This is a genomic window from Rhodococcus sp. UNC363MFTsu5.1, assembly GCF_000686785.1.
Taxonomy (GTDB): domain Bacteria; phylum Actinomycetota; class Actinomycetes; order Mycobacteriales; family Mycobacteriaceae; genus Rhodococcus_G; species Rhodococcus_G maanshanensis.
This window is the reverse complement of sequence record NZ_JMLO01000005.1, coordinates 102,323-125,007: the sequence shown is the minus strand read 5'-3', so window position 1 is coordinate 125,007 and position 22,685 is coordinate 102,323. Positions and strand designations below refer to the sequence as shown.

Here is a 22,685-nt window from a genome sequence, read left to right as displayed (position 1 = left end):
TCTTGACGCGGCGGGGTTCAGGCGTCACTCTAATGGCGAGACATGCGAGATCGCTCCTTCTGCGGGAGCGGGTCCGCGCAAGATCGCGCCGGCGCAAATGGAGGCACCGGGCGCGAGGGATTGCACGGACATCAGGCTTGGGCACCGTTTGGGCTGCCCTGTCCAGTTGTATTCTGCGTCGACTTCGGGTACCTTTGGACGTTGCGCTGGCTGCCTCCTGTCCATCTCTCCACCTCACCGCCTGTGAAGCATTCGCTTCCTGCGTCTGTTGGCGAGTTTCGTTCGGGTCGTGACCAGCGAATTCGCCCCACATGAAGAAGCAGATACAGCGGCGGTCGCGCAGCACGAGCGGCCCGCGTGAGGTGCTGGAAGGACGCATCTTGGCAGTCTCTAGCCAGACCAAGGCAAATGCCGGAATCCCCGGAGCCCCGAAGAGGGTCTCGTTCGCGAAGATTCGCGAACCTCTCGAAGTTCCAGGGCTACTTGATCTACAGACGGATTCTTTTGAATGGTTGATCGGATCGCCTGCTTGGCGTGAGCGGGCAGCTGCCCGCGGCGACGGCAGCGTCACCGGCGGTCTGGAGGACATCCTCACCGAGCTGTCCCCGATCGAGGACTTCTCGGGATCGATGTCGCTGTCCTTCTCGGACCCGCGCTTCGACGAGGTCAAGGCCTCGACCGATGAGTGCAAAGACAAGGACATGACCTACGCGGCGCCCTTGTTCGTCACCGCGGAGTTCATCAACAACAACACCGGCGAGATCAAGAGCCAGACGGTCTTCATGGGTGACTTCCCGATGATGACCGACAAGGGCACCTTCATCATCAACGGCACCGAGCGCGTCGTCGTCTCGCAGCTCGTTCGCTCCCCGGGTGTCTACTTCGACCACTCCGTGGACAAGGGCACCGAGAAGGACCTGCACAGCGTCAAGGTGATCCCCGGCCGCGGTGCGTGGCTGGAGTTCGACGTCGACAAGCGCGACACCGTCGGCGTCCGCATCGACCGCAAGCGTCGTCAGCCGGTCACCGTGCTGCTCAAGGCCCTCGGCTGGACCACCGAGCAGATCACGGAGCGCTTCGGCTTCTCCGAGATCCTCATGGCCACCCTGGAGAAGGACAACACGGCAGGCACCGACGAGGCGCTGCTCGACATCTACCGCAAGCTGCGTCCGGGCGAGCCGCCCACGAAGGAGAGCGCGCAGACCCTGCTGGAGAACCTGTTCTTCAAGGAGAAGCGCTACGACCTCGCCCGCGTGGGTCGCTACAAGATCAACAAGAAGCTGGGCCTGAACCACGGCCAGCCGATCACCGCGTCGACCCTCACCGAGGAAGACATCGTCGCCACGATCGAGTACCTGGTGCGCCTGCACGCCGGTGACACCGTGATGACGGCGCCCGACGGCGTCGAGGTCCCGGTCGAGGTCGACGACATCGACCACTTCGGCAACCGTCGTCTGCGCACCGTTGGCGAGCTGATCCAGAACCAGATCCGGGTCGGCCTGTCCCGCATGGAGCGCGTGGTGCGCGAGCGGATGACGACCCAGGACGTCGAGGCGATCACGCCGCAGACCCTGATCAACATCCGTCCCGTCGTGGCCGCGATCAAGGAGTTCTTCGGAACCTCCCAGCTCTCGCAGTTCATGGACCAGAACAACCCGCTGTCGGGCCTGACCCACAAGCGTCGTCTGTCGGCGCTCGGCCCCGGTGGTCTGTCCCGTGAGCGCGCCGGCCTCGAGGTGCGAGACGTGCACCCGTCGCACTACGGCCGCATGTGCCCGATCGAGACCCCTGAGGGCCCGAACATCGGCCTGATCGGTTCGCTGTCGGTGTACGCGCGGGTCAACCCGTTCGGCTTCATCGAGACCCCGTACCGCAAGGTCGTCGACGGACAGGTCACCGACCAGGTGGACTACCTGACCGCCGACGAGGAGGACCGCCACGTCAAGGCCCAGGCGAACGCCGCGGTCGACAAGGACGGTCGCCTGACCGAGGACCGCGTCCTCGTCCGCACCAAGGGCGGCGAGGTCGAGCTGATCCCGGCCGAGGACGTCGACTACATGGACGTCTCGCCGCGACAGATGGTCTCCGTCGCGACCGCGATGATTCCGTTCCTCGAGCACGACGACGCCAACCGTGCCCTGATGGGCGCGAACATGCAGCGTCAGGCGGTGCCGCTGGTCCGCTCCGAGGCGCCGCTGGTCGGCACCGGCATGGAGCTGCGCGCCGCGGTCGACGCGGGCGACGTCGTCGTCAGCGAGAAGACCGGCGTCATCGAGGAGGTCTCGGCCGACTACGTCACCGTGATGGCGGACGACGGCAGCCGCAAGACCTACCGGATGCGCAAGTTCGCACGCTCGAACCAGGGCACCTGCGCCAACCAGCGTCCGATCGTGGACGAGGGCGACCGGGTCGAGGCCGGCCAGGTCATCGCCGACGGTCCCTGCACCGAAGCCGGTGAGATGGCGCTGGGCAAGAACCTGCTCGTCGCGATCATGCCGTGGGAGGGCCACAACTACGAGGACGCGATCATCCTGTCGCAGCGCCTCGTGGAAGAGGACGTCCTGACCTCGATCCACATCGAGGAGCACGAGATCGATGCCCGCGACACCAAGCTCGGTGCCGAGGAGATCACCCGCGACATCCCGAACGTCTCGGACGAGGTCCTCGCCGACCTCGACGAGCGCGGCATCATCCGCATCGGTGCCGAGGTCCGTGATGGCGACGTGCTGGTCGGAAAGGTCACGCCGAAGGGCGAGACCGAGCTGACCCCGGAGGAGCGCCTGCTGCGCGCCATCTTCGGTGAGAAGGCCCGCGAGGTCCGCGACACGTCCCTCAAGGTTCCGCACGGGGAGAACGGCAAGGTCATCGGCATCCGCGTGTTCTCGCGCGATGACGACGACGATCTGCCCCCCGGTGTCAACGAGCTGGTCCGCGTGTACGTGGCCCAGAAGCGCAAGATCCAGGACGGCGACAAGCTCGCCGGCCGACACGGCAACAAGGGTGTCATCGGCAAGATCCTCCCGCAGGAGGACATGCCGTTCCTGTCCGACGGCACCCCCGTCGACATCATCCTGAACACCCACGGCGTCCCGCGTCGTATGAACATCGGTCAGATCCTGGAAACCCATCTGGGATGGATCGGCAAGACCGGCTGGAACGTGCAGATCGCCAGCGACGGCACCCGTCCGGACTGGGCTTCGACCCTGCCCGAGGAGATGCTCTCGGCCCCGGCCGACAGCAACATCGCCACCCCGGTGTTCGACGGTGCCAAGGAAGACGAGCTGACCGGTCTGCTGGGCGCGACCCTGCCGAACCGCGACGGCGAGCAGATGGTGGGCCCGGACGGAAAGGCCACCCTGTTCGACGGCCGCTCCGGCGAGCCGTTCCCGTACCCGGTCTCGGTCGGCTACATGTACATCATCAAGCTGCACCACCTCGTCGACGACAAGATCCACGCTCGTTCGACCGGTCCGTACTCGATGATCACCCAGCAGCCGCTCGGCGGTAAGGCCCAGTTCGGTGGCCAGCGCTTCGGTGAGATGGAGTGCTGGGCGATGCAGGCCTACGGCGCGGCGTACACGCTGCAGGAGCTGCTCACCATCAAGTCGGATGACGTGGTCGGCCGCGTGAAGGTGTACGAGGCCATCGTCAAGGGCGAGAACATCCCCGAGCCGGGCATCCCCGAGTCGTTCAAGGTGCTCCTCAAGGAGCTCCAGTCGCTCTGCCTCAACGTGGAGGTGCTGTCCTCGGACGGCGCGGCCATCGAGATGCGCGACGGCGACGACGAGGACCTCGAGCGTGCGGCAGCGAACCTGGGCATCAACCTGTCCAGGAACGAGGCGGCGACCGTGGACGATCTCGCGAACTAGGTGTTTGGTCCCCGGGCCGTGGGATTCCGCGGCCCGGGGGCGTAGCCCACATTTGAATTTGGCAGACAGGTAGGCGCTGAGAAGCGCACACCATAATCCCTCTGGGGAAAGGAAGTTACGTGCTCGACGTCAACTTCTTCGATGAACTCCGCATCGGCCTTGCCACCGCTGAGGACATCCGTCAGTGGTCGTTCGGCGAGGTCAAGAAGCCGGAGACCATCAACTACCGCACGCTCAAGCCCGAGAAGGACGGCCTCTTCTGCGAGAAGATCTTCGGCCCCACCCGGGACTGGGAGTGCTACTGCGGTAAGTACAAGCGCGTCCGCTTCAAGGGCATCATCTGTGAGCGCTGCGGCGTCGAGGTGACCCGCGCGAAGGTGCGCCGTGAGCGCATGGGCCACATCGAGCTTGCCGCTCCTGTGACCCACATCTGGTATTTCAAGGGCGTGCCGAGCCGTCTCGGTTACCTGCTGGACCTGGCGCCGAAGGATCTCGAGAAGATCATCTACTTCGCCGCCTACGTGATCGTCGCGGTCGACGACGAGCTCCGCCACAACGAGCTCTCCACCCTGCAGGCCGAGATGGAGGTCGAGAAGAAGTCCGTCGCCGACCAGCGCGACGCCGACCTCGAGGCCCGCGCCCAGAAGCTCGAGGCGGACATCGCCGAGCTCGAGGCCGAGGGCGCCAAGTCCGACGTGCGCCGCAAGGTCAAGGACGGCGGCGAGCGCGAGATGCGTCAGCTCCGTGACCGTGCCCAGCGCGAGCTGGACCGGCTCGAGGAGATCTGGACGACCTTCACCAAGCTCGCCCCGAAGCAGCTCATCGTCGACGAGGGCCTCTACCGCGAGATGGTGGACCGCTACGGCGAGTACTTCACCGGCGCGATGGGCGCGGAGTCCATCCAGAAGCTGATGGAGAACTTCGACATCGACGCCGAGGCGGAGAGCCTCCGGGAGACCATCCGCAGCGGCAAGGGCCAGAAGAAGCTGCGCGCGCTCAAGCGCCTCAAGGTCGTCGCGGCCTTCCAGTCCACCGGCAACTCGCCGATGGGCATGGTCCTCAACGCCGTGCCGGTGATCCCGCCGGAGCTGCGTCCGATGGTTCAGCTCGACGGTGGCCGGTTCGCCACCTCCGACCTGAACGATCTGTACCGCCGCGTGATCAACCGCAACAACCGCCTCAAGCGACTGATCGACCTCGGCGCGCCCGAGATCATCGTCAACAACGAGAAGCGGATGCTGCAGGAGTCCGTCGACGCGCTGTTCGACAACGGCCGTCGTGGACGTCCGGTCACCGGTCCGGGTAACCGCCCGCTGAAGTCCCTGAGCGATCTGCTCAAGGGCAAGCAGGGTCGTTTCCGCCAGAACCTGCTCGGCAAGCGCGTCGACTACTCGGGCCGTTCGGTCATCGTCGTCGGCCCGCAGCTCAAGCTGCACCAGTGCGGTCTGCCGAAGCTGATGGCTCTCGAGCTGTTCAAGCCGTTCGTGATGAAGCGACTGGTCGACCTGAACCACGCGCAGAACATCAAGTCGGCCAAGCGCATGGTCGAGCGTCAGCGCGCCCAGGTGTGGGACGTCCTCGAAGAGGTCATCGCCGAGCACCCGGTGCTGCTGAACCGTGCACCCACGCTGCACCGCCTCGGTATCCAGGCGTTCGAGCCGCAGCTCGTCGAGGGCAAGGCCATCCAGCTGCACCCGCTGGTGTGTGAGGCCTTCAACGCCGACTTCGACGGTGACCAGATGGCCGTGCACCTCCCGCTGTCCGCGGAGGCGCAGGCCGAGGCCCGCATCCTGATGCTGTCCTCGAACAACATCCTCTCGCCCGCGTCGGGTCGTCCGCTCGCCATGCCGCGTCTGGACATGGTGACCGGTCTGTACCACCTGACCCGGATGGACGAGGGTGCCGTGGGTGAGCTCGTCGCGGCGTCGAAGGACCAGGCCGAGACCGGCGTGTACTCCTCGCCCGCCGAGGCCATCATGGCGGTCGACCGCGGCGCGCTCGCGGTGCAGGCGAAGATCAAGGTCCGCCTGACCACGCAGCGCCCGTCGCGCGAGATCGAGGACGAGCTGTTCCCCGACGGCGGCTGGAACTACGGCGAGGGCTGGGTCGCCGAGACCACCCTCGGCCGGGTGCTCTTCAACGAGCTGCTCCCCGCGGACTACCCGTTCGTGAACGAGCAGATGCCGAAGAAGCGTCAGGCGACGATCATCAACGATCTCGCCGAGCGTTACCCGATGATCGTGGTCGCGCAGACCGTGGACAAGCTCAAGGACGCCGGCTTCTACTGGGCGACCCGTTCGGGCGTCACGGTCTCGATCTCCGACGTCCTCGTGCCGCCGAGCAAGTCCGAGATCATGGACAAGTTCGAGGGCCAGGCCGAGCAGATCGAGAAGAAGTACCAGCGCGGTGCCCTCAACCACACCGAGCGCAACAGCGCCCTGGTGAAGATCTGGTCCGAGGCAACCGACGAGGTCGGAAAGGCCATGGAGGCCTTCTTCCCCGACGACAACCCGATCCCGATGATCGTGAAGTCCGGCGCCGCCGGCAACATGACGCAGGTTCGGTCGCTCGCCGGCATGAAGGGCCTGGTGACGAACCCGAAGGGTGAGTTCATCCCGCGTCCGATCAAGTCTTCCTTCAAGGAAGGCCTGACCGTTCTCGAGTACTTCATCAACACGCACGGCGCCCGTAAGGGTCTGGCAGATACCGCGCTGCGTACCGCCGACTCGGGTTACCTGACCCGTCGTCTGGTGGACGTCTCGCAGGACGTCATCGTTCGCGAGACGGACTGTGGCACCGAGCGCGGCATCGTCACCACGATCGCGGAGAAGCAGGCCGACGGCTCGCTGATCCGGGATGCGCACGTGGAGACCAGCACCTACGCCCGCACGCTGGCCGCGGACGCGGTCGACGCCAACGGCACGGTCATCGTCGAGCGCGGCGCCGACCTGGGTGACCCGGCGATCGATGCGCTGCTCGAGGCCGGCATCACCGACGTGAAGGTGCGCTCCGTTCTCACCTGCACCACCGGCACCGGCGTCTGTGCCACCTGCTACGGCCGCTCGATGGCGACCGGCAAGCTGGTGGACATCGGTGAGGCTGTCGGTATCGTCGCCGCCCAGTCCATCGGTGAGCCGGGTACCCAGCTGACCATGCGTACCTTCCACCAGGGTGGTGTCGCAGGCGAGGACATCACCGGTGGTCTGCCGCGTGTCCAGGAGCTGTTCGAGGCCCGCGTCCCCAAGGGCAAGGCCCCGATCGCCGATGTCACCGGACGGGTGCAGCTCGAGGACGGCGACCGCTTCTACAAGATCACCATCGTCCCGGACGATGGTGGCGAAGAGGTCGTCTACGACAAGCTGTCCAAGCGTCAGCGTCTGCGCGTCTTCAAGCACGACGACGGCTCCGAGCGCCTGCTGGCGGACGGTGACCACGTCGAGGTCGGCCAGCAGCTCATGGAGGGCGCTGCCGATCCGCACGAGGTGCTGCGCGTCATGGGCCCGCGTCAGGTGCAGATCCACCTGGTCAACGAGGTCCAGGAGGTGTACCGGAGCCAGGGTGTGTCGATCCACGACAAGCACATCGAGACGATCGTTCGTCAGATGCTGCGTCGCGTGACGATCATCGACTCCGGCGCCACCGAGTTCCTGCCCGGTTCGCTCACCGAGCGTTCCGAGTTCGAGGCGGCCAACCGTCGCGTCGTCGCCGAGGGTGGTGAGCCCGCAGCCGGTCGTCCGGTGCTCATGGGTATCACCAAGGCCTCGCTGGCGACCGACTCGTGGCTGTCGGCGGCGTCCTTCCAGGAGACCACTCGCGTGCTGACCGATGCGGCGATCAACTGCCGCTCGGACAAGCTGATCGGTCTCAAGGAGAACGTGATCATCGGAAAGCTGATCCCGGCCGGAACCGGTATCAACCGGTACCGGAACATCCAGGTGCAGCCGACCGAGGAGGCGCGCGCCGCGGCGTACGCCGTGCCGTCCTACGACGACCAGTACTACAGCCCGGAAGGCTTCGGCACCGGGACTGGAGCTGCTGTTCCGCTGGACGACTACGGCTTCAGCACCGATTACCGGTAAGCGACTCCGGCGTCTGTGAGACGGCCCCCGCCCCCAGCAATGGGTGCGGGGGCCGTTTCGCGTCTACTGTTGGAGGGACATCCCCGGCATCGGTTCGGGTGACGACCACGGAGGATTCGATGGCAGGCAAGGGAATCGACCGTTCGAAGGCGCAGTCGGCGCTCGAGGTCGTCCGCGAGAACCCCCTCATCTCGCTGGTCGCCGCGGCCCCCGCGATCGTGATCTTCGGGCTGGTCTGGTGGCTCGTCGGCTTCGGCACCGCGCTGATCCTTGCGATCGTGCTCGGCGCGGTGGCGGTGGCGGGCAAGAAGTTCCTCGGCTGACGCGCTGGCCCGGTCCCTTCGCGTCGAGCGTGCAGGTGTCGTCGCGGCACTCGGGCGATTGCCCGGCAGGTGCACACTCGGCCGGTTCGGGCGCCGGCGACCTGCACGAATTCGGTCGGGAGCCGGGCGGTGCGGTTATCCTCTGATCCTCTGTGACTTTGCTCGCACCAGCCGGGTATTGTCGCAGGAACAGGTTCTAGTTTTGGAGGAGGCCGACAGTGGCGTTCGTGATCACCCAGCCTTGTTGCAACGACGCTAGCTGCACCGAGGTGTGCCCGGTGGACTGCATCCATCCGACGCCGGACGAGCGCGGATTCAAGTCGACCGAGATGCTCTACATCGACCCGGAGACCTGCATCGACTGCGGGCTCTGCGTCGACGCGTGCCCGGTGGACGCGATCTTCCGCGACGACGACCTGCCCGAGACGATGGCGCGGTACTCGAAGATCAACGCCGACTACTTCGCAGGCACCGAGATCGAGTACGCGGATCCCGCTCCCTCCCTGAAGTTCCCGAAGGTGGACCAGGAACCCTTCCGCGTCGCCATCGTCGGCGCCGGGCCGTCCGGCTTCTACGCCGCCCGCGAGCTGCTCTCCTTCAAGCGCTCGGGCATCGAGGTCGACATGTTCGACCGCCTGCCGACGCCATGGGGCCTCGTGCGTGCCGGCGTTGCCCCCGACCACCCGGAGACCAAGGCGGTGACCGATGTGTTCGCGGAGGTCTCGCGGCGCCCCGGCTTCCGGCTGCACCTGAACGTGGAGGTCGGCAAGCACCTCACGCACGAGGACCTGATGGAGCACCATCACGCGGTGCTCTACACGGTCGGCGCGCCGAGCGACCGGCACCTCGGCATCCCGGGTGAGGACCTCCCCGGCAGCCTCGCCGCCACCGAGTTCGTCGCCTGGTACAACGGCCACCCGGAGTACGCGGACCACACCTTCGACCTGTCCGGCACGCGCGCGGTCATCGTCGGCAACGGCAACGTCGCGCTCGATGTGGCCCGTCTCCTGGTCACCGAGCCGGACAAGCTGGCCCGCACCGACATGGCCGAGCACGCGGTCGAGGCACTGCGCGGCAGCGCCATCCGCGAGGTCGTGGTGCTGGGCAGGCGCGGACCCGTCCAGGCCGCCTTCACCAGCCCGGAGCTGCTGGCGCTCGGACAGATGGCCGACGTGGACGTGGTCGTCGACCCGGCCGAGCTCGAGCTCGACAGCCACAGCGAGGCCGAGGTCGCGCAGAGCCCGGCCAAGCGGCTGAAGATGGAGATCCTGCGCGAGTACGCGGAGCGCCCCCTGGCGGGCCACGAGAAGCGGATCGTGCTGCGGTTCCTGGCCTCGCCCGTCGAGATCAAGGGCGATGACCACGTCAGCGGGGTCGTCGTGGCGCGCAACGAGATGGTCGAGGGTCCGGACGGCACGCTGCGGGCGAGCAGCACGGATCAGACCGAACTGCTCGAGACCCGCATGGTGCTGCGCTCGGTCGGCTACCGCGGCGTGCCGGTCGCGGACCTGCCGTTCGACGACGCGCGCGGCACGATCGCGAACGTCGGCGGCCGGGTCACGTACCCGGAGTCCGGCGAGCCGATGCCGGGCACCTACACGGCCGGCTGGATCAAGCGCGGGCCGTCCGGCGTGATCGGCACCAACCGGCAGTGCGCGCACGACACCATCGCGCTGGTCATCGAGGACCTCGCGGCGGATCGACTGACGGCGCCGAAGGGCGACCGCGAGGCGCTCGAGGCGCTGCTGGCGGACCGCCAGCCCGAGGCGCTGGACTGGGCGGGCTGGAAGGCGATCGACGCTCGTGAGCGCGAGCTCGGCAAGGCGTCCGGTCGGCCGCGGGTCAAGCTGCTCGACCTCGCCGAGATGGTGGCGATCGCCAAGAAGTAGGTTCCGCCGGTCGGCGGCTCAGTAGTGGCCGATGCCCGAGACCCGGGCAACGGCCTTCACGTCGCCGCCGACCAGGAACCACAGCCGCATCGACTCGGCGTCCTGCCTGCTGCGGACGTGGACGTGCTCGCCGGAGGTGATGGGCGCGTTGTACTCGAGGACGGCGCGGTGCGGGGACGCCAGCAGGTCGGGCCTGGTGACGAGGTGGTCTTCGACGGCGTGCCAGTACGCGGCGTTGTTCACGTGGCCCATCGGATCCAGGTCGGTGGAGCGCAGGTGGAATCGGGCGTCGGTACCGTCGTCCTCCGGTGCCGGGCCGCCGAGCCAGGGGCGCCATTTGAGCCGGTGCTCGTCCGTGGTCCGCGACAACAGGGCGATGCCCTCGTCGCTGATCCGGGTCGGCATCCCGGTGTCGGGGCTGATGTTGATCCAGAAGCCCTCGGTCTCGATCAGCGCACCCTTCTCGCTGGTGAGCTGCACGCGCATCGCCGACCATCGGGTCGACAGACCCGAACACCAGCGACGTAGGTGGATCCGGTCGGGCCACAGCGCGGGGCGGACGACGTCGATCACGGTCCGCCGCACGATCCACAGCGGGTCGAGTTCGGTGAGGTCCGAGGCATCCAGGTTGTCGGAGCCGATGTCCTGCAGGTACCTGGTGATGCCGTCGAACCGTAGTCGGTTGTCGGGATCGACGTCGCCCGTCCTGACCGGCCAGGAGGTCGCGAACCCCAGCCCGTCGGCAGGGGGAACGGCAAGCGGCTGATCGAAGTCCAAGACTGCGCTCCTCTGCGGTGATCACCGGCGTGACGCGAACAGTATCTTTCCCGCGCAGGCGTGGCGAGACAAGGACTAGCGTCAGGGCTTCGGATCGCAGCAGAGTTGCGATGGCGCGAACACGGAGGTCTGTGGTGAAAGCAGTTGTGGTCTCGGAGTTGACCGGACCCGCCGGGATGGCCCTGCAGGAGGTGCCCGAGCCGGACGCGACGGGCAAGGTGCTGATCGACGTGCGCGCGACAGGGGTGTGCTTCCCGGACCTGCTCATCAGTTACGGCAAGTACCAGCTGCGGCCCGAGCCGCCATTCATCCCCGGCGCCGAGGTGGCAGGCGTTGTGGTGTCCGCGCCGGACGACAGTGGGTTCGCGGTCGGCGACCGCGTGCTGGCGATGTCCGACCTCGGTGGCTACGCGGAGCGGGTCGCGATCGCGGCGCCGCGGGTGATGCCGATTCCGGCCGACCTGAGCTTCGAGGAGGCGGCCTCGCTCATCATCAACTATCAGACGATGGAGTTCGCGCTGTCCCGGCGGGCGGGCCTGGTGGCGGGGGAGACGGTGGTGGTGCTCGGCGCCGCGGGCGGGGTCGGCACGGCGGCGATCCAGCTGGCGAAGGCGCACGGCGCGAAGGTGATCGCGGTGGTCCGGCGGGCGGGGGCCGAGGAGTTCCTCCGCGAGCTCGGCGCGGACGAGGTGGTGGCACTCGAGGAGGGCTGGGCAGCCCGGGTCGGCGAGCTGACCGGGAACCGTGGCGCGAACGTGGTGGTGGATCCGGTCGGCGGCGACGCCTTCGACGATGCCGTCCGGGTGTTGGCACCGGAGGGCCGGCTCCTGGTGATCGGGTTCGCGGGCGGCGGTATCCCGTCCGTGAAGGTGAATCGGGTGCTGTTCCGCAACATCAGCATCGTCGGCGCGGCATGGGGCGAGTTCCTGCGCACCGACCCGTCGGCGCTGGCGCGCACCCACGCGGACCTCACCGAACTGGTCGCGAAGGGTCTGCGGCCGCTGGTCAAGGCCAGCTATCCGCTCGCCGACGCACCCCGTGCGCTGGCGGACCTCGAGGCCGGACAGGTGCTCGGCAAGGCGGTGCTCGTCCGCGAGTAGCGGGTTGGCTCGCGCCGCTCAGCGTGGGATGTGGAAGTCGGTCAGGTGCGCGCCCGAGCCGAGGATGTCGGCCCAGGATCCCGCCACAGCCAGGGTCGCCATGGCCGAGGTGGGGAAGCGATCGGCGATCCGGTCGGCGAGCGAGCCGCCCGGATCGAGCGCGAGCGCCGTGTCCGGGATGCCGGGCTCGTGCCCGACGACGAGCAGGGTCCGCACGGCCTCGTCGGTGCTCGCGACCTCCTGCACGATCTCGGCCGCGCTCGCCCCGTACAGGGTGTCGACGTACCGAGCGGGTGCGTCGACACCACTCGCCTCGAGGGTCAGTCGCGTCCTGGTGGCGGTGGAGCAGAGCACGGCGTCCACGGCGGGCTGCGTCAGGCGGATCCAGTCACCAGCCAGTGCGGCCTCGCGTTGCCCGCGCCGTGCGAGCGGCCGTTCGTGGTCGGCCACACCGTCGGGATATGCGGACTTGCCGTGCCGAAGCAGGATCAGGACCCGGGAGTGCATGTCCCGACAGTAGCGACCCGGCCGGCGGGCGGAAATTCGTTTGCCGCCCGGTTGCGGCCGTGATCGGATCGGATCGCCCGGGGGAATCGAGGGGCGTGACGGCCTTCACATTCCTTACGTTTGGGCAATAGTTGCACGAACGCTACTATTGCGCGAGTGACCGCTTCCCCCGATGACCTGTATCAGGCGCTCGAGGAGTTCATCATGCGGCTGCTGGGGGTGGGGGAGTCGGAATCCATGGACAAATTGATCGCCATGGATCTGTCGTTCTCGCAGGCGCGAACTCTTTTCATGCTGGCGCAACACGGAGAACCCGTGGCGATCAACGAGGTGGCCGAGCGACTGCGGTTCTCGGTCGCGGCCGCGGGTCGCAACATCGACCAGCTGGTGAACCAGGGTCTCGTGGATCGTCGCGAGGACCCCAAGGACCGCCGCATCAAGAGGATCTCGTTGTCGGAGGCCGGTCGTAGCATCGCGTCCGGCCACATCGACAGCAAGAAAGACGAGTTGCGAGCCTTCGCCGCCCGTCTGTCGGACTCGGACCGTGACCGGCTGTACGAGTCGCTGAAACCCATTCTCGCGGGAGATGTTCTGCGAGCCAATTGTCAGGAGAACCCATGACGACGCCGACACCTCCGGGCGCCCCCGCGGCCTCGGACAAGATCGACGGCGCAGTTCTGAAGGTCGCAAGCGTGGTGGTGCTTGGCGCCATCATGTCGATCCTCGACGTGACGGTCGTGAGCGTGGCACTGCCGACGTTCATGTCCGAGTTCAACGCGACCTACGCAACCGTCGCGTGGACCATGACCGCCTACACCCTGGCCCTGGCGACCGTCATCCCCGTGACGGGCTGGGCCGCGGACCGGTTCGGTACCAAGCGCCTCTACATGACGGCGCTGGTGCTGTTCGTCGGCGCGTCGGTGCTGTGTTCGATGGCATGGAACATCGAGTCGCTGATCGGCTTCCGGGTGCTGCAGGGCCTCGGTGGCGGCATGCTGATGCCGCTCGGCATGACGATCATGACCCGCGCCGCAGGCCCGCACCGCGTCGGTCGCGTGATGGCTGTGCTCGGCATCCCGATGATGCTCGGCCCCATCGGTGGACCGATCCTGGGCGGCTGGCTGATCGAGAGCGCGAGCTGGCACTGGATCTTCCTGATCAACCTGCCGGTCGGCATCGTCGCCCTGACCGCCGCGTTCGTGCTGCTGCCCAAGGACGAGCCGAGCCCGTCGGAGTCCTTCGACTTCCTCGGCATGCTGCTGCTCTCGCCCGGTCTCGCACTCTTCCTGTTCGGCGTGTCCTCGATCCCGGAAACCGGGACCGTGGCGGCGTCCCGGGTGCTGATCCCGGCCGTGATCGGCCTGGCGCTGGTCATCGGCTTCGTGTTCCACGCGCTCCGCGCGAACCACCCGCTGATCGATCTGCACCTGTTCAAGAACCGAAGGCTCACGATCGCAGTCGTCACCTCGACGATGTTCGTGATCGCCTTCATGGGTGCCGGGCTGCTGTTCCCGAGCTACTTCCTGCAGGTTCGCGGTGAGACCACGCTGGCGGCGGGTCTGCTGCTGGCGCCGCAGGGCATCGGCGCCATGCTCACCATGCCGGTGGCGGGCACGCTCGTCGACAAGATCGGTCCCGGCAAGATCGTGCTGACGGGCATCACGCTGATCGCGGCGGGAATGGCGGTGTTCACCCAGGTGGGCGCCGACACCTCGTACGTGCTGCTGCTCGGTGCGCTGTTCGTGATGGGCCTCGGCATGGGCTGCACCATGATGCCGATCATGACGGCGGCGATGCAGACCCTGACCAACGAGACGGTGGCGAGGGGTTCGACGCTGATGAACATCGTCCAGCAGGTCGCCGGCTCCATCGGTACCGCGACCATGTCGGTGGTGCTCACCAACCAGATGTTGTCGCGCCCACTGGCCGGGCCCGCCACCGCGGCCGCGCACGACCCGGCGATCGCGGAGAAGATGCCGCCCGGTGCGGTCGAGCAGGGTCTCGAGGCGGCTGCGGACGCGTTCGGCAACACCTTCACGGTGGCTCTCGTGCTGATCCTGCTGACGCTGATCCCGGCGTTCCTGCTGCCGAGGACCAAGCCGGCGGCGCCGGTCGAGGCGACCCAGGTGATGGCTCACTAGGTCGGGGACAAGTCGACTCATTCGACGATGGCCCGCACTCCCGAGGGGGAGTGCGGGCCATCGTCGTTCGTGCCCTCGGCCCTAGTTCGCGGCCGCGGGGCGGATCAGGACTCGAATCCGGCTGCGCCGCCGCCGTTCGCGCCGCCTCCGGCGCCGCCGCCGACGGTGCCGCCGAGCGAGCCGCTGTCGAAGTGGCCACCGAACACCGAGGAGAACAGGGACGAGAAGAGGGCAGAGAAGGACATGAGTACTCCTGTCGCGTGGTGAGCGACGCCGGTCGGCGTCGAGTCCCATTCGTACGCCGGACGATCGGCCGATCGGCGAGAGTGGCGGCGGATTAGGGGCCGATTAGGGGATGTCGATCGGGGCACGGCGGCGGCCGCCCCGATCGGTCCGGCACCCCCTATCCACTGCCCCGGGGGTGCGGTGCGGAATATCCCGGAGCTCCACGCGGTTCGAAGTTCATGCAAACGTATTGAAATAGCGGACGCGTTCAATCCAGCTCGAGGGAGTCATCATGCAGATCGGAATCTTCAGCGTCGGCGACGTCACGCCGGACCCCACCACGGGGCGGGCGCCGACCGAGCACGAGCGCATCAAGGCGATGACGACCATCGCCAAGCACGCGGAGGACGTTGGCCTCGATGTCTTCGCGACGGGCGAGCACCACAACCCGCCGTTCGTCCCGTCCTCGCCGACGACCATGCTGGGCTTCCTCGCCGCTCAGACCGAGAAACTGATCCTGTCCACCTCGACGACCCTGATCACAACCAACGACCCGGTGAAGATCGCCGAGGACTACGCGATGCTGCAGCATCTTGCCGAGGGCCGTGTCGACCTGATGATGGGCCGCGGCAACACCGCCCCCGTGTACCCCTGGTTCGGCAAGGACATCCGGGAGGGGATCCCGCTCGCGCTGGAGAATTACCAGCTGCTGCGCCGGTTGTGGGACGAGGACGTGGTGAACTGGCAGGGCCGATTCCGCACCCCGCTCGAGGGGTTCACCTCCACGCCGCGTCCGCTCGACGGGATCGCCCCGTTCGTGTGGCACGGCTCGATCCGCAGCCCGGAGATCGCCGAGATCGCGGCGTTCCACGGCGACGGCTTCTTCGCCAACAACATCTTCTGGCCGAAGGAGCACTACATCGCGCTGATCAACCTGTACCGCGAGCGGTTCGAGCACTACGGGCACGGCAGCGCCGACCAGGCCATCGTCGGTCTCGGCGGGCAGGTGTTCATGCGGAAGAACTCGCAAGACGCGGTCGCGGAGTTCCGCCCCTACTTCGACAACGCGCCGGTCTACGGTCACGGCCCCTCGCTGGAGGAGTTCACCGAGCAGACCCCGCTGACCGTCGGCACGCCAGAGCAGGTGATCGAGAAGACGCTGGCCTTCGCTGACTACTTCGGCGACTACCAGCGACAGCTGTTTCTGATCGACCACGCGGGCCTGCCGCTGAAGACGGTGCTCGAGCAGCTCGACCTCCTCGGCTCCGAGGTCGCTCCCGTGCTGCGGCGCGAGTTCGCGGCCCGGCGCCCGGCACATGTGCCGGAGAACCCGCCGACGCACGCGAGCCTGCTGGCGCAGCGGAACGGTCGCGTCGGCACCCTCGAGGCGACGACCGATGCCGCCCACTGAGCGGGCCGGTGGCGGGCGGCCGCGCAGCACCACCGAGCTGGCCGCCGATGCATGGGAGGCGTTGTTCCGTGCCCAGGTGGCACTGATGCGCCGGTTCGAGTCGGCTGACGCATGGGATCCGCTCGGCCGCCGTGAGTACGACGTGCTGTTCACGCTCAGCCGCCGCGAGGGCGCACGGGCCCGACTGCACGAGCTGAACAGGGAAATCCTGTTGACCCAGCCGTCCCTCAGCCGCATGGTCGAGCGACTCGAGCGGGCCGGGCTGCTCGACCGGCTGCCGGATCCGCAGGACAGGCGAGGCACCATTGTGGCGCTCACGGAGCAGGGGCGAGCCGTGCAGCGCAGCATCGGCAGGCGGCACGCCGCGCAGATCCGGCGCCACGTCGGCACCGCGCTCGACCGTGCGGAGCTCGAGGAGCTCGAGCGACTGACGACGAAACTGCGACTGGCGCAGGAATAGTCAGGCTCCGCCCGCAAGGGCGGCGACCTCCCGCGCGCAGCCCCAGGAGAGGGTCACCCCGGCGCCGCCGTGCCCGTAGCAGCAGATGATCCGGCGTGCGCCGGGCAGCGCCTCCAGTCGCACCGACGGCCGGGTCGGACGGAGGCCGACGCCGCGCGAGAGGACCGGTGCGTCCCGCAGCTCCGGCACCAGGGCGTAGCACCGCTCGAGGATCGCTCGTTCGGTGTCGAGATCGACCGCCGTGTCGAAGGACCCGAGCTCGGCGGTGCCGCCGCACACCACGTCCTCGAACCGCGGCACCACATAGGTCATCCCGTCCGGGTTGTCGTCGTCGATCAGCCAGTCGGTCAGCCCGGGGTTGGCCACGCGCACCACCTGACCGCGCAGCGGGATCAGTGGGGCGTCCCCGGTCAATGCGGCCGACCGCAGCCCGGCCGCGACCACGATCAGCTCGCAGGGGACGTCGGTGAGGTCGTCGACCCGTCTCCGGATCACCCGGACGCCCGCCGCTTCGCACCGGCGGGCCAGCCACGGCAGGTAGCGGCCCATGTCGATGACCGGGACCTCGCAACGCACCCCGCTCGTCACGCCGGACGGCAGTTCCTCGCCCGGGATCACCCGATGCCCCGTGACGGCGGGGATCCACCAGCGGTCCGGCGCAGCGGACCGCTCGAGCACAGTGCCGGTCCGCAGGGTCACGCCTGCCGACGGGTCCGACGTCAGGCCGGCGAACACCGCCGCGGACTCGGCCGACCAGCGCAGCACGGCGTCGGCGGGTGCGGCCTCATAGGGGAACCAGATCGCGGCCGCGACCGCGGATGTCGTGTCGGCGATCGGATCGGCCGTCAGCACGGTGACGTCGTGTCCCGACCGCGCCAGTTCGAGCGCGCAGGTCAGCCCGATCACACCGCCGCCGATCACGGTGGCCTCGGTGCTCATGCGGATGTGCCGGTCCGGCCGAGGTCGATGACCGAGGCGGTGCCCTGGGCGGCGGCACAGAGCACCGGCCCGTTCTCGGTGTCCGCATAGATCTCACAGCGGCACAGTGCCTGCCTGCGGCCCGAACTCACCGCCGTCGCCTCGGCACGCAATGCGGTACCCATCGCGGGACGGAGGTAGGTGATGGTGAACCCGGACGTGACGATGCTCGGGCCGAGCACGCTGCCTGCCGCGAAGGTGAGCGCATTGTCCGCCGCATAGGACAGCACACCGCCGTGCACGAACCCGTGCTGCTGCAGCAGTTCCTGCCGGATCGGGATCGTGAGGGTGGCGGCGCCGTCGGTGAAGGCCGTCAACCGGGCGCCGACCAGGGTGCTGAACGGCTGCGCGGCCAGGGTTTCCGCGGCCTCGTCGAGAGAAAGGGTCACGAGCAATCACTCCCGGTGTCGGTGACGAATCACAAGCGGTGCATGAATGCGATGGTGCCACGTCGACGGTTCCGCGGTTCGTCGGGAAAACCCGCATCCCGCACCGGCGAGGCACACCGACGGTGTCGGTGGCCCGCGTTACCGTCGTAGAGACGCCACACCGGAAGACGGAAGAAGGCGCAAGATGGGCACTGTATCCGGTCCCACACACCAGCCAGGCGAGCCCGTGGATTCGGGCGACTCGGAGTACGCCGGGGAATGGCACTTCTACGCGGTGGTCGGAACCACCGTGCAGGGTAGGCACACCCTCGCCAGGTTCGGGCCGAGGCCGACCGCGCTCGACGCGCTGCGGCTCGCGATCCACGCGGTGAACCACACGGCGTTTTCGCTGCTCGAGCAGGGCGTGAACGGCGACCCGTGCGCCGACATCCGCCTGCTGGAGCGGCTACCGATCACAGAATTCACCATCGAACGCCACCACCGCACGACGAGGGTGGCCGATCGGCGTTGGGCGCTGACCGGGCGCAAGCACCATCGGAAGAGCAGCAGGCGAGACCGGCCCGCGGTGGCCTGACGGCGCGGTCGATGCCCGCCCACCTCAGGACCGCGCTAGGTGAAACCAGCGCGGGTTCGCCCGCAGGACTGCCGGCGGCAGCGCGCCGGTGTCCGCGACGTCGGAGATCATCCGCCACCCGGCGAACGTGCCTTCCACCTCGGCGCGGTCCGTGCCACGGGGGAGTGGACCCCTTCGGCCCGGGCTGAAGGCGAACATGAGCAGGCTCGCCCCCGGCTCGGTGATCCGGGTGATCTCGTCGGCGTACTCGCCCCGCTCACCGGCGGTGAGACCGTGAAAGCACCCGATGTCGAGCACGAACCGATAGCCGCGTCCGACCGATTTCTCGAGTTCGGTGACATCGCCGAGCACGAATGTCGCCTCGACCCCTGCCTCCTCGGCGCGCGCCCGGGCGCGCGCCACCGCCAGCGGCACGGCGTCGATTCCGGTCACGCGCCAGCCGCGGCGGGCCAATTCGATCGTGTGAGCGCCGGTCCCGCAGCCCGCGTCGAGCGCCTTCCCCGGCGGCCGCACCGACGCGTCCTGACCGTCGAGGAGCGCCGCCAGCTGCGCGCCGATCGACCGGCCTGCCCACTCCCACGGCGTGAGTCCGAGCCGGTAGGCCAGCCGGTACCCGGCGATCACGACGGCCTTCTCTGCTGCCCCCACGCGTCGACGTCGGGCGCCGCTGGTTCGATTCGGGGTTCGGCCATCGCAGATCCTCTCGCCGGTGCCAGTGTGCTCCCCGGAAAATCGGTCTGTCCAGGGTCGACGGCCGGGCAGGCGGTCGCCGTCTGTCCGGGTGCGCGACGGCAGGACACTGTCCCAAAACAAGAACGTGTTCTATATTTGGGGTGAGTGTCCGCGTAGTCGCGGCGCCGTCTTCCGTGCCGCACGTTGCGCACGATCCGCCGATCAAGGGGAGTTCCCGACATGTACGAGTGGTCTGACACCGACCTGATGTTCCGCGACGCCCTGCGTGGCTTCATCGAGAAGGAGATCAAGCCGCACGTCGACAAGCTCGAGTCCGGCGAGCTGCCCCCGTTCGAGATCATCCGCAAGATGTACGCCACCTTCGGCATGGACGAGATGGCCAGCGAGGCACTGGAAAAGGCGTTCGCGAAGGAGGAGGCGAAGGAGCGCGGCGAAACGCTGCCCGAATCCGGCGAGAAGGGCGGCGGCTTCAGCGGTGCGGGCAGCATGGGCGTGATCCTCAACAGCGAGCTCGCCGGCGTGAGCCTCGGCCTGGTCGCGTCGATGGGCGTGAGCCTGGGACTCACGGTCGGCACCCTGCGCAGCCGCGGCACCCTCGCGCAGAAGAAGCGCTGGCTGCCCGAGTTGGTCACCATGGAGAAGGTCGGCGCGTGGGCGATCACCGAGCCCGATTCCGGCTCGGATGCGTTCGGCGGCATGAAGTCCTACGTCCGGCGCGACGGCGAGGACTACATCCTCAACGGCCAGAAGACCTTCATCACCAACGGCCCGTACGCCGACGTGACCATCGTCTACGCCAAGCTCGACGAGGGCGACGCCTCCGTGGACCGGCGGGACCGCAAGGTGCTCGGCTTCGTGCTCGACAAGGGCATGGAGGGCTTCACCCAGAGCCCGCCGTTCAAGAAGATGGGCATGAACTCCTCGCCCACGGGCGAGCTGTTCTTCGACAACGTCCGGATCAGCAAGGACCGGCTGCTCGGCGAGACCGAGAACCCCGCCAAGGGTGACGGCAAGGAGAGCGCCAAGGAGTCCTTCGCGGCGGAGCGGATCGGCATCGCCTCGCTCGCGCTCGGCATCATCAACGAGTGCCAGCGGCTGTGCATCGACTACGCGAAGAACCGCAAGCTGTGGGGCAAGGAGATCGCGCAGTTCCAGCTGATCCAGCTCAAGCTGGCCGAGATGGAGGTCGCGCGCCTCAACGTGCAGAACATGGTGTTCAACGCGATCGAGCGCACCGCCGCGGGCAACAAGGTGACCCTCGCCGAGGCGTCGGCGATGAAGCTGTACTCCTCGCGCGCCGCCACCGAGGTCGCCATGGAGGCCGTCCAGCTGTTCGGCGGCAACGGCTACATGGCCGAGTACAAGGTGGAGCAGCTCGCGCGCGACGCCAAGTCGCTGATGATCTACGCGGGCAGCAACGAGATCCAGGTGACGCACATCGCGAAGGGCCTGCTCGGCGCCTGACACAGCGTTGCGACGGCGAGCGACCGCCGTCTCTCCCTCGCCGCTGTCACCGGTCCTCGGTGGCGGCGGCGAGGTCGTCAGGCCGTCAATTGGTAGAAGCGCCAGAACCCGAAACCGTCGATCGGGAGTATCTCGAATCCGGTGAATCCTGCCTCGTGCGCGTAGCCGCGGAGCGTGTCCGGGCGCATGACGGTGCCGGTGGCGGCGGTCGGCCGGTGGCTCATTCCGTCCGGCAGGCAGATGAGCAGGCTGAAGCCGTACATCAGCCGTTCGATCTCGTCGCCTGGGGCTTCGAAGGAGCCGGCGACCGCCTCGTCCATGATGACGACGCGGCCTCCTGGGATCAGCGACCGCCTGGCTGCGGCGAGCACCTCGACGGGGTTCGGCATGTCGTGCACGCACTCGAAGGCGAAGACGCAGCGGAAGGTGGCCGCGGGTAGCCGGGCCGCATCGCCGCAGTGGAAGGCGACGCGGGGAGCCGTGTCCGGGTGCGCCTGGCCGGTGCTCGAGGCCAGCCGCACCGAGGCCGCGTCGATGTCGAACCCGTCCACGGTGGCCGCGGGGTACGCGCGGGCGAGCGCTATCGTCGACCAGCCGCCGCCGCAGCCCAGGTCGGCGATCCGGGTGTCCGGCTCGCGCAGCAGCGCGTCCAGGTCGGGAACCGACCGCAGTGCCTCCGGCAGGGCCCGCTCGTACCAGGGGCGGTTCATCTCGGCCTGCGATTCGCGGGCGTCGGCTCCGTACTGTGCCCAGCCGACCCCGCCGCCCGATCGATACGCCTCGAGCAGCGCGGGCATCTGTTCGGCTGCGGCACAGAGCATCCGGGCCAGCGGCGCGAGATAGGCGAGGCTGGACCCGTCGGTGAGCACCTCAGCCGATGCAGACGGCAGCGTGAATCGTCGGGGTTCGTCGGAGTCCACCTCGATCAGACCGGTGACGGCCTGTTGCTCCAGCCATTCCCGCGCGTACCGAGGGTGGGTGTCGGTGCGGACGGCCAGTTCTTCCGGCGTCGCCGGGCCGTCGACCCGGAGACTCCGGTACCAGCCGAGGCGGTCGCCCATGTGGATGGACAGCAGGTCGACGGTGCCGAGTGCGGCTTCGACGATGCGTTGGGCGAGAGCGTCGGCAGTGGCGACCGGTTGCGTTGTGGACATGAGCCCTCTCCCGCGTCTGAAGAAACGACGGATGCGTCCCTCCCGGACCATCGTCGTCCGCTCGCGGCGCGCTGTCACGGGTCGAGCAGGCGGGGGAGTCGGGATCAGCCCGCGGCGTCGGTACCGGCGAACTCCTCGACCCGGCGGCGCAGGGTGGACTCGGTGTGTTTGATGGCCGTTCCCACGATCGGCTCGACGATCTTCGCGAGCACCTTGCCCGCGAGTCCGCCCGGCAGTGAGTACTCGAAATCCACCGTCATCTCGGTGCTGTCGTCGCTCGCCGGGGCGAAGCGCCACGTCGATGTGTTCGAGATCCCGTCGACCGAGGCCAGCGTGATCAGCCGGTCCTGTTCCCACTCGGTGATCGTGACCCTGGAGTTCAGGGATTTGGGGCCGAGTTGCATGGTGGCGTCGAAGGTCGCCCCGAGGCCATGGGTCTGCTCGCCGACCGGCTCGAAGCGGGTCACCCCGAACATCCACGCGGGCACATTCTTGTAGTCGTCCACATAGGCGAAGCCGGCGTGCACCGGAGCCTTCGCGACCGCGGTGATGTGAATGGTGCCCATGTCTCTCCTCGTACTGACGTCGGCCTTGATGGCCACATATAGACGGTACTAGGTTTCACAGTTACTTGGACATGGGTTCGACTTCG

19 protein-coding genes are annotated in these 22,685 nt (G+C 67.9%); 11 read left to right on the top strand and 8 right to left on the bottom strand.

Translation table 11 applies throughout. The features are described from left to right. The first annotated feature begins 362 nt into the window (after nt 1–362). The 4 genes from rpoB (at nt 363) to BR31_RS0108835 (ending at nt 10,160) form a co-directional block, all read left to right on the top strand. Nucleotides 363–3,869: a DNA-directed RNA polymerase subunit beta gene (gene rpoB, locus BR31_RS0108850; RefSeq protein ID WP_027500648.1), complete on the top strand. Its 3,507-nt coding sequence runs from the start codon at nt 363–365 to the stop codon at nt 3,867–3,869. Nucleotides 3,870–3,988: 119 nt separating this feature from the next. Beyond that, entirely contained in the window at nt 3,989–7,948 is a 3,960-nt protein-coding gene (locus tag BR31_RS0108845) for a DNA-directed RNA polymerase subunit beta' (RefSeq protein ID WP_027500647.1), read from the top strand. 119 nt (nt 7,949–8,067) lie between these two features. Then, nucleotides 8,068–8,271 (top strand): hypothetical protein, encoded by a 204-nt coding sequence (locus BR31_RS0108840; RefSeq protein ID WP_027500646.1) that lies wholly within the window; start codon nt 8,068–8,070, stop codon nt 8,269–8,271. A 218-nt stretch (nt 8,272–8,489) separates the two neighbouring features. Further along, a complete protein-coding gene (locus BR31_RS0108835; protein WP_027500645.1) occupies nt 8,490–10,160 on the top strand; it encodes a 4Fe-4S binding protein in 1,671 nt (556 codons plus the stop codon). 18 nt (nt 10,161–10,178) lie between these two features. Here BR31_RS0108835 and BR31_RS0108830 read toward each other — a convergent pair whose 3' ends face one another. Continuing rightward, on the bottom strand, nt 10,179–10,937 hold the full coding sequence (locus BR31_RS0108830; protein WP_027500644.1) for an acyl-[acyl-carrier-protein] thioesterase: 759 nt from the start codon (nt 10,935–10,937) through the stop codon (nt 10,179–10,181). Nucleotides 10,938–11,071: 134 nt separating this feature from the next. Between BR31_RS0108830 and BR31_RS0108825 the strand changes: the two genes are divergently transcribed. Next, a complete protein-coding gene (locus BR31_RS0108825; protein WP_027500643.1) occupies nt 11,072–12,037 on the top strand; it encodes an NADPH:quinone oxidoreductase family protein in 966 nt (321 codons plus the stop codon). An 18-nt stretch (nt 12,038–12,055) separates the two neighbouring features. On the opposite strand, the gene BR31_RS0108820 is transcribed toward BR31_RS0108825, so the two are convergent. After that, the gene (locus BR31_RS0108820; RefSeq protein WP_027500642.1) at nt 12,056–12,544 is read right to left on the bottom strand and encodes a SixA phosphatase family protein; all 489 of its coding nucleotides are present in this window, start codon (nt 12,542–12,544) and stop codon (nt 12,056–12,058) included. Between the two features lie 204 nt (nt 12,545–12,748). On the opposite strand from BR31_RS0108820, the gene BR31_RS0108815 reads away from it, so the two are divergent. Both BR31_RS0108815 and BR31_RS0108810 read left to right on the top strand, forming a co-directional pair. Further along, entirely contained in the window at nt 12,749–13,165 is a 417-nt protein-coding gene (locus tag BR31_RS0108815; RefSeq protein ID WP_051637256.1) for a MarR family winged helix-turn-helix transcriptional regulator, read from the top strand. Further along, a complete protein-coding gene (locus BR31_RS0108810; protein ID WP_027500640.1) occupies nt 13,162–14,685 on the top strand; it encodes a DHA2 family efflux MFS transporter permease subunit in 1,524 nt (507 codons plus the stop codon). Before BR31_RS0108815 ends, BR31_RS0108810 begins: the two co-directional genes overlap by 4 nt. 104 nt (nt 14,686–14,789) lie before the next feature. Here the strand turns inward: BR31_RS0108810 and BR31_RS31440 are convergent, their stop codons facing one another. Next, the gene (locus BR31_RS31440) at nt 14,790–14,930 is read right to left on the bottom strand and encodes a hypothetical protein (protein ID WP_156042408.1); all 141 of its coding nucleotides are present in this window, start codon (nt 14,928–14,930) and stop codon (nt 14,790–14,792) included. 272 nt (nt 14,931–15,202) lie between these two features. On the opposite strand from BR31_RS31440, the gene BR31_RS0108800 reads away from it, so the two are divergent. Both BR31_RS0108800 and BR31_RS0108795 read left to right on the top strand, forming a co-directional pair. Beyond that, complete coding sequence (locus BR31_RS0108800; RefSeq protein WP_027500639.1) at nt 15,203–16,321, top strand: LLM class flavin-dependent oxidoreductase; 1,119 nt, start codon at nt 15,203–15,205, stop codon at nt 16,319–16,321. Next, the gene (locus BR31_RS0108795; RefSeq protein ID WP_081830382.1) at nt 16,308–16,781 is read left to right on the top strand and encodes a MarR family winged helix-turn-helix transcriptional regulator; all 474 of its coding nucleotides are present in this window, start codon (nt 16,308–16,310) and stop codon (nt 16,779–16,781) included. The genes BR31_RS0108800 and BR31_RS0108795 overlap by 14 nt, the downstream gene beginning before the upstream one ends. Here BR31_RS0108795 and BR31_RS0108790 read toward each other — a convergent pair whose 3' ends face one another. Together BR31_RS0108790 and BR31_RS0108785 are read right to left on the bottom strand one after the other, a co-directional pair. Then, a complete protein-coding gene (locus BR31_RS0108790; protein ID WP_037176049.1) occupies nt 16,782–17,720 on the bottom strand; it encodes an FAD-dependent oxidoreductase in 939 nt (312 codons plus the stop codon). It lies immediately after the preceding gene. After that, nucleotides 17,717–18,154, bottom strand: a complete 438-nt coding sequence (locus tag BR31_RS0108785; protein ID WP_027500636.1) for a PaaI family thioesterase — start codon at nt 18,152–18,154, stop codon at nt 17,717–17,719. The genes BR31_RS0108790 and BR31_RS0108785 overlap by 4 nt, the downstream gene beginning before the upstream one ends. A 178-nt stretch (nt 18,155–18,332) precedes the next feature. On the opposite strand from BR31_RS0108785, the gene BR31_RS0108780 reads away from it, so the two are divergent. Further along, complete coding sequence (locus tag BR31_RS0108780; RefSeq protein WP_051637095.1) at nt 18,333–18,722, top strand: hypothetical protein; 390 nt, start codon at nt 18,333–18,335, stop codon at nt 18,720–18,722. Between the two features lie 24 nt (nt 18,723–18,746). Here the strand turns inward: BR31_RS0108780 and BR31_RS0108775 are convergent, their stop codons facing one another. Further along, on the bottom strand, nt 18,747–19,370 hold the full coding sequence (locus BR31_RS0108775) for a class I SAM-dependent methyltransferase (RefSeq protein WP_231496419.1): 624 nt from the start codon (nt 19,368–19,370) through the stop codon (nt 18,747–18,749). Nucleotides 19,371–19,634: 264 nt separating this feature from the next. Between BR31_RS0108775 and BR31_RS0108770 the strand changes: the two genes are divergently transcribed. After that, the gene (locus tag BR31_RS0108770; protein ID WP_027500633.1) at nt 19,635–20,879 is read left to right on the top strand and encodes an acyl-CoA dehydrogenase family protein; all 1,245 of its coding nucleotides are present in this window, start codon (nt 19,635–19,637) and stop codon (nt 20,877–20,879) included. A 77-nt stretch (nt 20,880–20,956) separates the two neighbouring features. Here the strand turns inward: BR31_RS0108770 and BR31_RS0108765 are convergent, their stop codons facing one another. Then, the gene (locus tag BR31_RS0108765) at nt 20,957–22,033 is read right to left on the bottom strand and encodes a class I SAM-dependent methyltransferase (RefSeq protein ID WP_027500632.1); all 1,077 of its coding nucleotides are present in this window, start codon (nt 22,031–22,033) and stop codon (nt 20,957–20,959) included. A 104-nt stretch (nt 22,034–22,137) separates the two neighbouring features. After that, nucleotides 22,138–22,599: an SRPBCC family protein gene (locus BR31_RS0108760; protein WP_027500631.1), complete on the bottom strand. Its 462-nt coding sequence runs from the start codon at nt 22,597–22,599 to the stop codon at nt 22,138–22,140. Between the last annotated feature and the right edge of the window lie 86 nt (nt 22,600–22,685).